Source organism: Methylophilus sp. DMC18, from assembly GCF_056314005.1.
Window position 1 is genome coordinate 190406 of the sequence record NZ_JBQUZE010000004.1, and the last position, 12707, is coordinate 203112.

At 53.6% G+C, this 12707-nt stretch carries 12 protein-coding genes; 8 read left to right on the forward strand and 4 right to left on the reverse strand.

What is annotated here, in order from left to right:
• From ACT53G_RS10875 to hemW, 3 genes are read left to right on the forward strand one after another with little or no spacing between them, the layout of a single operon-like run.
• Nucleotides 1-708, forward strand: a complete 708-nt coding sequence (locus tag ACT53G_RS10875; RefSeq protein ID WP_476169406.1) for an ABC transporter ATP-binding protein — start codon at nucleotides 1-3, stop codon at nucleotides 706-708.
• A complete protein-coding gene (locus ACT53G_RS10880) occupies nucleotides 708-3221 on the forward strand; it encodes an ABC transporter permease (RefSeq protein ID WP_476169407.1) in 2514 nt (837 codons plus the stop codon). The genes ACT53G_RS10875 and ACT53G_RS10880 overlap by 1 nt, the downstream gene beginning before the upstream one ends.
• Before the next feature lie 38 nt (nucleotides 3222-3259).
• Nucleotides 3260-4468 (forward strand): radical SAM family heme chaperone HemW, encoded by a 1209-nt coding sequence (gene hemW / locus ACT53G_RS10885; protein WP_476169408.1) that lies wholly within the window; start codon nucleotides 3260-3262, stop codon nucleotides 4466-4468.
• A gap of 484 nt (nucleotides 4469-4952) precedes the next feature.
• Here the strand turns inward: hemW and ACT53G_RS10890 are convergent, their stop codons facing one another.
• On the reverse strand, nucleotides 4953-5624 hold the full coding sequence (locus tag ACT53G_RS10890) for a hypothetical protein (RefSeq protein WP_313985775.1): 672 nt from the start codon (nucleotides 5622-5624) through the stop codon (nucleotides 4953-4955).
• Between the two features lie 62 nt (nucleotides 5625-5686).
• Nucleotides 5687-7105 carry an argininosuccinate lyase gene (gene argH / locus ACT53G_RS10895; protein WP_476169409.1) on the reverse strand — a complete coding sequence of 473 codons (1419 nt, stop codon included), beginning with the start codon at nucleotides 7103-7105 and terminating at the stop codon, nucleotides 5687-5689.
• A gap of 90 nt (nucleotides 7106-7195) precedes the next feature.
• Here argH and ACT53G_RS10900 point away from each other — a divergent pair, with 90 nt between their 5' ends.
• Both ACT53G_RS10900 and ACT53G_RS10905 read left to right on the forward strand, forming a co-directional pair.
• Nucleotides 7196-8215, forward strand: coding sequence for a sensor histidine kinase (locus ACT53G_RS10900; RefSeq protein ID WP_194749075.1), 1020 nt, complete (start codon nucleotides 7196-7198; stop codon nucleotides 8213-8215).
• Nucleotides 8208-8954: a LytR/AlgR family response regulator transcription factor gene (locus tag ACT53G_RS10905; protein ID WP_275357385.1), complete on the forward strand. Its 747-nt coding sequence runs from the start codon at nucleotides 8208-8210 to the stop codon at nucleotides 8952-8954. The genes ACT53G_RS10900 and ACT53G_RS10905 overlap by 8 nt, the downstream gene beginning before the upstream one ends.
• Before the next feature lie 17 nt (nucleotides 8955-8971).
• Here ACT53G_RS10905 and ACT53G_RS10910 read toward each other — a convergent pair whose 3' ends face one another.
• A complete protein-coding gene (locus ACT53G_RS10910; RefSeq protein ID WP_194749073.1) occupies nucleotides 8972-9643 on the reverse strand; it encodes a mechanosensitive ion channel family protein in 672 nt (223 codons plus the stop codon).
• A gap of 201 nt (nucleotides 9644-9844) precedes the next feature.
• Here ACT53G_RS10910 and hemC point away from each other — a divergent pair, with 201 nt between their 5' ends.
• The gene (gene hemC / locus ACT53G_RS10915; RefSeq protein ID WP_275357619.1) at nucleotides 9845-10780 is read left to right on the forward strand and encodes a hydroxymethylbilane synthase; all 936 of its coding nucleotides are present in this window, start codon (nucleotides 9845-9847) and stop codon (nucleotides 10778-10780) included.
• Nucleotides 10777-11535 carry a uroporphyrinogen-III synthase gene (locus tag ACT53G_RS10920; protein ID WP_476169410.1) on the forward strand — a complete coding sequence of 253 codons (759 nt, stop codon included), beginning with the start codon at nucleotides 10777-10779 and terminating at the stop codon, nucleotides 11533-11535. The genes hemC and ACT53G_RS10920 overlap by 4 nt, the downstream gene beginning before the upstream one ends.
• Before the next feature lie 22 nt (nucleotides 11536-11557).
• On the opposite strand, the gene ACT53G_RS10925 is transcribed toward ACT53G_RS10920, so the two are convergent.
• Nucleotides 11558-12223 (reverse strand): PEP-CTERM sorting domain-containing protein, encoded by a 666-nt coding sequence (locus ACT53G_RS10925; RefSeq protein ID WP_476169411.1) that lies wholly within the window; start codon nucleotides 12221-12223, stop codon nucleotides 11558-11560.
• 161 nt (nucleotides 12224-12384) lie between these two features.
• On the opposite strand from ACT53G_RS10925, the gene ACT53G_RS10930 reads away from it, so the two are divergent.
• Nucleotides 12385-12690 carry an ArsR/SmtB family transcription factor gene (locus ACT53G_RS10930; RefSeq protein WP_194749070.1) on the forward strand — a complete coding sequence of 102 codons (306 nt, stop codon included), beginning with the start codon at nucleotides 12385-12387 and terminating at the stop codon, nucleotides 12688-12690.
• The last annotated feature ends 17 nt before the right edge of the window (nucleotides 12691-12707 follow it).

A 12707-nucleotide genomic window follows, 5' to 3' on the forward strand; every position in this document is an offset into this window, starting at 1 on the left:
ATGCAAAGTCCTTATGCCGTTGAAGCGGTATCGTTAAGTAAATCGGTTGTGAGCAATGATACAACACTCCCTATTTTGACTGGTTTGAATCTGGCCGTGCCGCAGGGTGAGCGGCTGGCGATTATTGGTAGCTCGGGGTCGGGTAAGTCGACATTGCTAGGATTACTGGCTGGCTTGGACACGGCAAGCAGCGGAAAAGTCCTGATTGCGGGTGAAGATATCGGCCAGATGGATGAAGATGGCCGTGCGGCGATACGTGCCAGATACATGGGATTTGTCTTTCAATCATTCCAATTGCTGGGTTCACTGACCGCGTTGGAAAATGTGATGCTGCCTTTGCAGCTGGCGGGCCAGCGGGATGCGCAGGCGATTGCCATCGCTGCTCTCGACAGTGTAGGTCTGGCAGCACGGGCCACGCATTACCCAAAACAGTTGTCAGGCGGTGAGCAGCAGCGGGTGGCAATTGCCAGGGCATTTGCTGCCAAGCCTTCTATTTTATTCGCCGATGAGCCAACCGGTAACCTGGATGTGGCGACCGGCGAGGCGATTATCAAATTGTTATTCGATTTAAACGCCAAGAGCGGCACCACGCTGGTGCTGGTCACGCACGATATGAATCTGGCAAGGCGTTGCCAGCGCGTGTTGAATTTGCAGGGTGGCGTGCTCAGCGAGATCGCGATAGCCGATACGCAGGCAGGGGCGCATTAATGCTGGCCTTCTCCATTGCCTGGCGTCAGTGCCGCAGCCTGTGGTCTTCGGGTGAAATCCGCGTATTGCTGTTTGCGCTAATCCTTGCGGTCACCGCAACCACCTCAGTCAGCTTTTTCACGGACCGTATCAAAGCCAGCATGCAAACCCAGGGCAATGTGTTGCTTGGGGCGGATCTGGTGGTGAATTCAGACCATGTTCTCCCGGAAAAATATCTTGCCGAGGCACAGCGGCGCCAATACCAGACCACGCAGGCGCTGGAGTTTTCCAGCATGGTGTTGAAAGACGACAGTAGTGAGCTGGCCGAGATCAAGGCGGTGGAAGCGGGGTTTCCGCTACGTGGTCATTTGACCATTAGCAGGCAGTCAGTAACTGCGCCGAAAGAATCTCTTTCAACAGAGATCCCTGCTCGCGGAACGGTGTGGATGGAGCCACGACTGGCGCAAAAGCTTGCGTTGAAGATTGGCGATGAAATTAGCGTCGGTGACAGCCAGTTTATGGTCGCGGCCTTTGTATTGCAGGAGCCATCGCGTGGTGGGGATATGTTCAGCATTGCGCCACGTTTGTTTATGAATAGCGCCGATGTGTCTGCGACCGGCTTGGTGCAGTTTGGCAGCCGTGTGAAATACCAGTTACTGGTGGCTGCCAATACCGATGGCGCAGCGGTAAATCAGGCTATGGAAGACTACGCCGAATGGCTGAAACCGCAATTAGCCCGCGGTGAACGGGTAGACGATATCCGCAGCGCCCGCCCGGAAATGCGTAATGCGCTGAACAAAGCACAACAATTCCTCGGCATTGCCTCCATGGTCGGCGTGATTCTGGCGATGGTGGCCATGTTGCTGGCGAGTATCCCCTATGTGCAAAAGAGCCTGGATTCCTATGCGTTGATGCGCTGCTTTGGCGCGACCAAAAAGCTGATTACGCAGATTTTGCTCTACCAAACCTTGCTGTTGGCATTGGTGGGTAGTGTGATCGGGTGTGTGCTGGGCTTTGCCGCGCAATATGGCTTGGCGATACTTGCTGGCCGCCTGTTTCTCGAAACGTTGCCAGCCCCGGGCTGGATGCCCGTCGTCTTGGGTTTCGCCACTGGCTTTGCTACTTTACTGACGGTGGTGTGGCCGCAATTGCAGCGTTTACGGGCGGTGCCAGCACTGCGTATTTTGCGTCAGGATTTAGAAGGCAATGTGCGCAGCCATGGTCTGATGTTTTTACCCGCATTGCTGGTATTGGCCGGGCTGGTGTTTTGGCATGCGGGGGATATCAAGCTGGCCGGGATTGTATTGGCTGCGCTATTTGGATTGGTCGTGGTGGCTGGTTTGCTGGCTTATGTGGGCATGCGTTTCGTGCAGACGTTCAGTGTGCGAGATTTCGGTGTGATCAAGCTCGGGTTCATGGGCTTAAGACGCCGACCGATGTTGACTATCGCCCAGGTGGTTGGCTTAAGCATGGGCCTGATGGCGATCTTGCTGCTGGCGTTTGTGCGTAATGACCTGCTGAAAAACTGGCAGACCTCGTTACCCGCAGATGCGCCTAACCGCTTTGTCATCAATATCCAGGCCGACCAGATTCCCGGCATCAATGCGCTATTAAGTGCGCATGCTATTCAGCATGCCGATATTTTCCCCATGGTGCGCGCCAGGCTGATCTCGGTAAATGGTAAGCCGCTTAATATTGAAGCGTACAAAGATGATCGCGCCAAGCGTCTGGCTGAGCGGGAGTTTAATTTATCTTGGGCGACAGAAATGCAGGCCGATAACGAACTGGTGGCAGGGCAGTGGTGGCGCGCCGAGGATGCTGGTAAACCGCTGTTGTCGTTAGAGCAAGGGCTGGCCGAGACACTTAATTTAAAGCTGGGCGATAAATTGTCTTACGATGTAGCGGGCACTCAGCTTGAGCTCACCATCACCAGCGTGCGCAAGGTGGAGTGGAACAGCATGCATGTGAATTTCTTTGCGGTCACACCACCCCAGGTGCTGGATCACTATGCTGCCAATTACCTCACCAGCTTTCACCTGCCAGCGGGCAAAGAAGACGCCCTGAATCAACTGGTCAAAACATTCCCCAATTTAACCATCATCAATGTGGCAGCGGTGCTGGAGCAGATTCAAAGCCTGATCAGCAAAATGAGTTACGCGATTGAGTTTGTATTTGGCTTTAGCCTGCTGGCTGGCCTGGCCGTGCTGTATGCCGCGCTGATGGCAACCCGCGAAGAGCGCGTGCGCGAAAGCACCTTGATGCGGGTGCTGGGCGCTTCAAGAAAGCAGGTGGTGCTGGCGATGCTGGTGGAGTTTTTATGCATAGGCCTATTGGCCAGTATCGTTGCCAATATTTTTACCAATATTGCCGCTTATGCCTTGGCGACGCGGGTGCTGGAGATGGACTATCAATTCAACGCCTGGCTGACCACTCAGGCATTGCTGGCGGCGATGGTGCTGGTGCCCTTGTCTGCCTGGCTGGTGGCGCGCAACCAGTTTAACCAGCCACCCAGAGCCTTGTTGCAAAGTGTTTAAGTCCCTGTGCCTGGATGGATACAGGTTAAAATACGCGCATGATTCCGATTTATCCTGCCAATAGCCTGAAAGATGCGCCGCTACAAGGCGACATCACGCTGAGCGGCCTCACCAATCCGCCGCCACTTTCGTTGTATATCCATATCCCGTGGTGCGTGCGCAAATGCCCTTATTGCGACTTTAATTCGCACGAAGCACGGCAGGAAGTCCCGGAAGCCGCGTATGTGGATGCCTTGATTGCCGATCTCGAACAAGCCACGCCACTGGTGTGGGGCCGCAAAATCCGCAGTGTGTTTTTTGGCGGCGGCACGCCCAGCATTTTTTCTGCCGAGTCGATTGATAAGATTTTGAGCCATGTGCGTATGCTCACGCCGCTGGAATATGGCGCTGAAGTCACGCTTGAAGCCAACCCGGGCACAGTGGATATCGCCAATTTCAAGGGTTACCGCCAGGCGGGGGTGAATCGTGTGTCACTTGGCATTCAGAGTTTTCAGCCGCAATATCTCAAATCGCTAGGCCGCATTCATGACCGCGACCAAGCCTTGGCCGCCGCCGAGTTGGCGCTGAGTACCTTTGAAAAGGTTAATCTGGATGTGATGTATGCATTACCAGAACAAAGTCTTGAGGATGCATTGAAAGATGCCGAAACCGCCTGCCAGATCAAGCCTGCACATTTGTCTTTTTATCACCTGACGCTGGAACCCAACACACCGTTTCACCGCACGCCACCGAGCTTGCCCGACGACGATACCAGCGCCACCATGCAGGAAGAAATCGAGAAAATACTTGCTGAGAGTGGGTATCAACATTACGAAACCTCAGCTTTTGCCCAGCCTGGCCAGCAGTGCCATCACAACCTCAATTACTGGGCGTTTGGCGATTACCTGGGCATAGGCGCAGGCGCGCATTCCAAACTCAGCTTTCATGACAAGATCATTCGCCAAAGTCGTCACAAGCATCCGAAAAAGTATCTCGAGTCTATCGTTAGTGGCCAGATGGTGGATAGTGAATGGCAGATTGGGCGTGAGGACCTGGCGTTTGAATTTATGATGAATGCGTTAAGGCTGGTGGATGGGGTAGAGGCTAGTTTGTTTCAGCAACGGACGGGATTGCCATTAAGGACTATTCAGTCGACCTTGCTGGCGGCGCAGCAACAGGGGTTGTTGGCGGAGCAGAGTGAGGTGATTGCACCGACATTGAAAGGGCAGCGGTTTTTGAATGAGTTATTGGGGATGTTTTTGCCATAGTCAGAATTTTTGCTGACTAATAAAGGATCTATTTAGCCTCTTGGCGAGTTACTTTCTGTTGCTTGCCCCACAGAAAGTAACCAAAGAAGAGGGCACCCAGCCATCACGGCCTAACGGCTGCCTTGCGTTGCTCAACAAAGTAAGCGGTCACGAAACTCGCCCTAGCAGCTTGCACACACCGCAAGCTGCCGCGGAGCTCAGACAGTCGCTCCCTTATTTCTTACTTTGTCTCCGCTACTCAGCGTGATGAATGGGATTTGACTCGCCAAACTCACATAGTAGAAATTTGGAGGGTACAAAAACAAAATTCTTTTTATTCAATGCACAATCGATGGTGCTCATGGGTTTTCGGGCCCCTATCTGCCGCGCCGAGTAGCGCAGGCAACAAGCGGAAGCTAGGGTGTCTTGTTCTTTGCCTTCTTTCTTATGGACAAGCATAAGAAAGAACGGTCGCCTAAAGGCGAAAAAGAATGTAATGCAAAGGTTACCGCTTAGGCCGTCGCTCTTCCAAAACACCCCAAACCAAACTCAACACCAGCAACAATAGCGCACTCAATACAATCACCGCCAATTGCGGTGTTTGATAAAGCTTGTTGAGCGGGGTGTTAGCAATCGCTGTTGCATTAGCCTGGTAGGTGTCTACCACATGCGTTCTCACGGCCATGACACGGCGCGTTAAATGATCCACCGAGAAGGAATAGCCTTTAAGTGCCGGTAATTCTGGCAGGTGCACGGTTGGCAGCGAAAGCTTTGGCAAATGCCACCCCGAGCTTTGCTGGGCGCCTTGCGAGAGTTGCACACTCATTACCAGGCCGGGTGTGACAAAGGTTTGCGGATCGACTTCATCGGCTTTTTTGATGCGGTGGGTGATGGTGTGCAGGGTTTGTGCATTGGGCACAGCGATGAGTTGCGCATACTTGGCCGCTTGGTCGGCCTTGAGCAGGATGCCGCGGCTGCGGCTCAGCGTGAGTGATTGCTGCACAAAGCGTTGCTGGAGGACGGGGCTTTGCGGGTAAAGTTTGGCGGCGAGACTGTTGACGCTTTCACCGGGCAGCAAGGGCCAGAGCATGGATTGCTCTTGCTTGGGATTGGCTATGCCAAACGCGGCCTGCACGGGATGGTTAAATAGCCGGAGCATCACGCCGATGACAATCATCAAGCCCGCCATCATCACCAAGTATGATCTGAGATTCCATTGGTGAGGGTGGCGGAGGATCATCAGCGCCCTAACTGTACTCTGGCTTGCGCAATGGCGCGGCGCACTTGTTCTGGGGCGGTGCCGCCAGTGTGGTTGCGGCTGGCGACGGAGCCTTCGAGCGTCAGCACTTCAAACACGTCGTCGCTGATGGTGCTGCTAAATGCTTGTAACTCAGCCAGGCTGAATTCGGCCAGGTCGCGGCCAGATTCCACACCCGCTTTGACGGCATGCGCGACGACTTCGTGCGCATCACGGAACGGCATGCCTTTTTTCACCAGGTAATCGGCGAGGTCGGTGGCGGTGGCAAAACCTTCCAGCGCCGCCTGGCGCATATTGTCGGCCTTGACGGTAATGCCACGCAGCATGTCGGCATAAATCTGCAAGGTCACCAGCAGCGTGTCAGCCACATCAAACAGCGGTTCTTTGTCTTCCTGGTTGTCTTTGTTGTAGGCCAGTGGCTGGCCTTTCATCAGAGTCAGCAGCCCGATTAAATGGCCATAGACGCGGCCGGTTTTGCCGCGCACCAGTTCTGGCACATCCGGGTTTTTCTTCTGCGGCATGATAGACGAGCCGGTACAGAAGCGGTCGGCAATATCAATAAAGCCGAAACGTGGACTCATCCATAGAATCAGCTCTTCGGAGAAGCGCGACAAGTGCATCATGAGCAACGAGGCCGCGGCATTAAATTCAATGGCAAAGTCGCGGTCAGACACGGCATCGAGCGAGTTCTGGCATACGCTGTCAAACCCCAGCAGTTCAGCCACCAGCTCGCGCTTGATCGGGTAGCTGGTGCCCGCCAGTGCGGCAGCGCCCAAGGGCAGGCGGTTGATCCGCTTGCGGGCATCGGCAAAGCGCTCGGCATCGCGGTTGAGCATTTCAAAATAGGCCATCAGGTGGTGGCCAAAGGTCACCGGTTGCGCGACTTGCAGATGGGTAAAGCCAGGCATGATGGTGGCAGCGTTCTGTTCGGCCAAATCTAGCAATGATGTTTGCAGGGCGCGGATACCGGCAATCGCGTCATCGACCACGCTACGCAACCACAGCCGCACATCGGTGGCAACTTGGTCATTGCGTGAACGGCCGGTGTGCAGGCGTTTGCCAGCATCGCCGATTTTCTCGGTCAGGCGTTTTTCGATATTCAGGTGTACGTCTTCAAGATCGAGCAGCCATTCAAATTGGCCTGCTTCAATCTCCGCCAGAATTTCGCCCAGGCCGCGTTTGATCTCTTCTACATCCTGCGCCGAAATGATGCCTTGCGCGCCGAGCATGATGGCGTGGGCAATCGAGCCTTCAATATCAAACCTGGCCAGGCGTTTGTCAAAATCGACCGAGGCGGTATAACGCTTGACCAGCTCTGCCACCGGCTCATTGAAGCGGCCGGACCAGGCTTGGTCTTTTTGATGCAAAGAAGACTGGGTTGTCGGTTTGGGTGCGGTCAAAACAAATTCTTTCTGCCAATAAGGCTGGCTTGCGCGAGAGGCGCTGAATACTTATGATGCTGGAGCCACATTATAAATGAACATCACGCTGTGCGTAAAACTAGCCGCATTCCCAATTTCCGCAATCTGGGCATACACTTACGTGTACTGTTGCTGCATCTGTGTTTGCTGGCGTTGCTGGTGGTCTACGATGGACAGCCGGACGCAAGTATTAGCGCCTGGGTAAACGCACTGACGCAGATCAGTAGCCAGTGGCTGCCGCCATTGTTGCTGGTGATGGGGGCGCTGACCCTGGCTTATCCGTGGATGAGCCGCTGGGCGTATCGCCCGGCCCTGGCAGGGATTGTGCTGCTGGCGGTTGGCCTGACCGCATTGGCCACGGAAGGCTACCATGTGTGGATTGTCCCTTTGCGTGCCGCGCAATGGTGTCAGGTGCTATTGCTCTCTGCTGCCGATGTCCTGCTCTGCCTGTATTACCTCGACCTGTTGCAGCGGGCGTATTCGCCCGCCATCGCCGAGGCCCGGTTGCAGGCCTTGCAGGCGCGCATTCGCCCGCATTTTTTGTTTAATAGCCTGAATGCGGCCTTGTCATTGATCCGCAGCCAGCCACAGCGTGCTGAAACGGCGCTGGAGGATATGGCTGAACTATTCCGCGTGCTGATGGCGGATAACCGTGACTTGGTGCCATTGTCGCAAGAGATTGCCTTGTGCCACCAATACCTCAATATCGAAAAGCTGCGTCTGGATGAACGGCTGCAATGTGACTGGCAATTGTCTGAGCTGCCACCAGAGATGATGATTCCGCCGCTGATTTTGCAGCCTTTGCTTGAGAATGCCATTTATCACGGCATTGAGCCGCAGCCGCAAGGCGGCGTGGTGCATATTGAGATCAAACCCAGCGGCAAAAGCTTGCTGTTAAGGATAAGCAACCCGCTCCCCCCGCCAAGCAACCGGGCGAGTGGCAATAAAATGGCGCTCAAGAATATTCGTGAACGCCTGCGCTTGCATTACGACCTCGAGGCGCAGTTGCGTCAGTACGAAGCGGATCAACGTTATATCGTTGAAATCGTGATCCCGACCCGGCCTTTGTCCGAGGTGGTGCATGGCTAGCCAGCGTCTGTTGATTGTAGACGATGAGCCCTTGGCCAGGCAGCGCTTGCGCGACCTGGTGGGGGATATCGGTGGTTATGAGATTGTTGGTGAGGCAGCCAATGGCGTGGAGGCATTATCGCTGTTGCAGCAACACGCAGCCGAGATTGTGCTGGTGGATATCCGCATGCCCGTGATGGATGGCATTGAGCTGGCCCAGCATTTGCGTGGCCTGGCAACGCCGCCCAAACTGATTTTTACCACGGCTTATGACCATTATGCGCTGCAAGCCTTTGATCTCAATGCGATTGATTATTTGCTGAAACCGATTCGAAGTGAGCGCCTGGCAACGGCCTTGGCCAAAGCGCAGCCTTTGCCAGCGGCGCAGTCACAAGCATTGCAGCCTTTGCAGCAAACCCATGATCATTTAAGCATCCACGAACGTGGCAAAATCATGCTGGTGCCCATTGCCGAGGTGCTTTATTTGCGCGCTGAGCTTAAATACATTACCGTGCGCACGCGCGAAAAAAGTTATTTACTCGAGGGCTCGCTCACACAGCTGGAGCAAAGTTATCCCGATCTGTTCATCCGTATACACCGCAACGCACTGGTGGCACGCGCAGCCATCAGCGGCTTTGAAAAACAACGCATGACCGAGGGCGATGAGGCGGGCGAGGCAGCCTGGGTGGTCTTGCTTAAGGGTATTCCCGAGACCCTGATGGTCAGCCGCCGTCACCAGCACATCATTAAGGCCACTTAAGTAGTGGCCCTATGCCGCTATTTTTTCTTCTGTTGCGCCTGGTCTATCACTTTTGCGGCCCAATCACGGCCACCCAGACCAAAGGCGATGGCTAGCGCTAAAAACACCGCGCCAAACACAATCACAAATAATGAATGTATCAGCTGCATGCCGATGCCTAATTGCTCCAGTGCGATGAAAATCGCCAGGATCTGGATGCAATACTCGGCCGAAGTGCTGATTACCAGTGCCTGATCAAATTTGATGCTGTGCAGCCAGGCAAACACCAGGCGATTGATAAAGCGGGCAAATAGCGTCCCAAAGATCACGACCAAAATCGCCACAATGATGTGTGGCAGATAGCTGGCCAGTTCTTTTAACAGGGCGGCCACTTCACTCAGGCCCAGCGAATTGGCACCGGTAATGACAAACAGCAGAATCACCAGCCAATACACTACCTGGCTGATAATGCCGCTCAGGCTCACTTTGTAATTGGCGCTACGCATAAAGGCTTCCAGGCCTGACTTTTGCGCAAAGGTATCAAAATGCGAGAGTTCCAGAATACGCTTTACGCCCAACCGGACTGCTTTGGCTACCAGCCAGCCAAAAAACAGGATCACCATGGCTGCCAGTAATTTGGGCACAAAATGTACGAGTTCGATCCAGAATTGATTGAGAGAAGAAAGAAAAATTTCGATTTGGTACTGCATGAGTAGTCCTCCTCTTTATGTTTAAAAGCATGACTTTTATCGCCACTTGAGGTGTTTGCCGAATGCTCAGCATAACTCAATCCGACTCCCTTGTGGCTCAAAGGTTCATCTTCGCTGCTTGCGCGGCTATCTGGACATGCCGTGTTAAAATGCGCAGCTTAATCCAGCTAACTTCATCACAGGTTATTCATTTTGAGCACACTGAACTCTCCCGCCAAGTTGGTCATTGCCTCCCGCGAAAGCGCACTTGCCATGTGGCAGGCCAAGCACATCCAGGCCAGATTACAGGCCTTGTATCCACAATGTGACGTCAGTATTTTGGGCATGACAACCATGGGCGATCAGATTTTGGATTCGCCGTTATCGAGAATTGGCGGTAAAGGCCTATTTGTCAAAGAGCTTGAAAACGCGCTGGCAGATGGCCGTGCCGATTTGGCTGTGCACAGTATGAAAGATGTGCCCATGCACCTGCCGGAAGGCTTTACGCTGGTGGCAACCGGCGAGCGCGAGGATCCGCGCGATGCGTTTGTCTCCAATGATTATGCCCGTCTGGAAGACCTGCCCGCTGGCAGTGTGGTGGGCACCTCCAGTTTGCGCAGACAAAGCCAGTTACAGGCGCGTTTTCCCACGCTTAAGATTGAATCCTTGCGCGGTAATCTGCAAACCAGGTTACGCAAGCTGGACGAAGGCCAATATGCCGCGATTATTCTGGCGGCGGCTGGATTGATCCGTCTCGAATTGGGTCATCGCATCCGCCAGTTTATTTCTCCGCAAGAGAGCATTCCGGCAGTGGGTCAGGGTGCCTTGGGCATTGAGATCAATGCCGCGCGGACGGATTTGAAAACTATTCTGGCGCCGCTCAATCACCCCGACACCGAGCTTTGCGTGCTGGCCGAGCGTGGCTTTAGCCGCGCATTGGCGGGGAGTTGCACGGTGCCGCTGGGCGCTTATGCCACCAAGCAAAATGACACCATCACCATGCAGGGATTTGTCGCCAGCGTGGATGGCCAACAAATGCTGAAAGAGACCGTCACGGGATCCGCAGCAGAAGCTGAAAAACTGGGTCAGCAACTGGCCTTGCAACTGGTGGCGCGTGGTGCCGACAAGATTTTGGCAAGCTTGGACGGCGTGAAATGACCTTGCCTTTGGCCGGACGCTGGATTGCCGTCACGCGCCCCCCAGAGCAAGCGACCAAGCTAACGGCCGCCATCGAGGCCGCCGGCGGTGCGGTGATCTCGTTTCCGCTGCTGGATATTCAGGCATTGCCTGATCTCAGTGGCTTTGATCAAGCCATCACGCCCTTGGCCCAGTTTGACTGGGTCATTTTTATAAGCAGCAATGCAGTGCAACATGGCATGCCTTTACTGCAGCAGGCAGGCATCCCACCCAGCCTCAAGTTTGCCGCGATTGGCCCAACGACTGCAGCCAGTTTGCAGGCGTTTGGTATTCCGCAAGTACTGACCCCGCAAGACCGGTTTGATAGTGAGTCGCTGCTGGCATTAGAGGCCTTTCAGGCGATGTCAGCGCAACGCGTATTGATTGTGCGCGGGGTGGGCGGACGCGAAGTGCTGGCCGAGACCTTGAAACAGCGCGGGGCGGAGGTCGTGTTTGGTGAATGTTACCGCCGCGTCAATCCGCAAAGCAGTGCACAAGTGCTGGCGCAGGCTTATGATGAAGGCAAATTGCAGGGTATCGTCGTGACTAGCAGTGAGGCTTTGCGCTTTTTGCTCGACCTGGCGCAGGATGCAGCCTGGCTGCAAGCCACGCCTTTGTTTGTTAACCATGCCCGTATTGCCGAGCAGGCAAGTGCGGCGGGTTTGACGGTTTACTGCAGTGGCGTTTCCGGGGATAGCGCCATGCTGGCGTTATTGCAAAACCATCTTCAGACTTAAAGTGCCTTTCCGCACTGGCGGATTAACAGGCTCTGCGTCTTAATGCCAGCAAGCCCACGCCTAGCAACAACATTGCGCCCGTGTTTGCCTCTGGGACGGATGAAACGCTGATAGCGTTGTTGAGAGTGATAGATTCAGTAGTGGTTAAATGTCCGATGCTAATAGTCGGATTCGAAAATACAATCCCGGTAGTATTCATCATATAAATTCTTCCATTCCCTGTTAGAGGGATCACCGCACTACTATTCGTATTTTGTGAGCTAATTTGAATATTACTACCCGGGTTGAGGCCAAGGTTAAAACTGTTCCAGATGATATCTCGTTTAATCGGTTGCCAACCTATTAGCAACGGCCCACCCCTATGGGCTTGATTTTCCATTGACTGAATGTTCACAGTGCTCGCGATCTGAATCCCCCCTTGGATCGTCGAAAACGAAATTTCTGGTGCCTTCAGATTAAGGTTTTCAAGCAGCAAATCCCCCTCTGCACGAATGAAGATGTTATCGTCAGAGTCTATCCAGCCGCCATTCAAGGTCAAATTGCCTGCACAGCTGAGCGAGGCGCCAGTGAGTGATGAAATCGACAACGCACCACTGCAGCTAGTGCTGGCAAGGTTGATCGCTGCATTGGCATGTGCCGCCACAGGTAGTGCTGCCATCAATGAAAAAAGTGCGGCGTATCGTCCCATTTTTATTCCCTGAATTATTTATGTTTAAATGTTTTAACATAGTGTAATGGCCTCTGTTTTGCGGTAAATGATGATTTAATGAAAACCGGATTAGGGCGGGGACTAAATATTTTGCGGTCAGCGCTTGACAAAATAAACTAAATAACTAATTATTTAGTTATATGAAAACAGTCACTCACATTCCAGAAGCCTGGACAGACATTTCGGCCCTCTTTGAGGCGCTGGGGGATGCGCACAGACAACGGATTTTGCTATCGTTTGAAAAAAACGAGCGGTTGACCATCCTGCAGATTGTGGAAAGCTCTCAATTAAGCCGCACAGCCGTCACCCACCATCTCAAGGTGCTGGAGCGTGGTGGCGCGTTACAGAGTGAAAAAATCGGGCGCGAAGTCTTTTTCTGGGTCAATAAAGCGTTCATGCAACAAGCACTGGAAAATGTGCTGGACTATATAAAAAACGAAATATAAAAGGGTAGGAAGTGAAT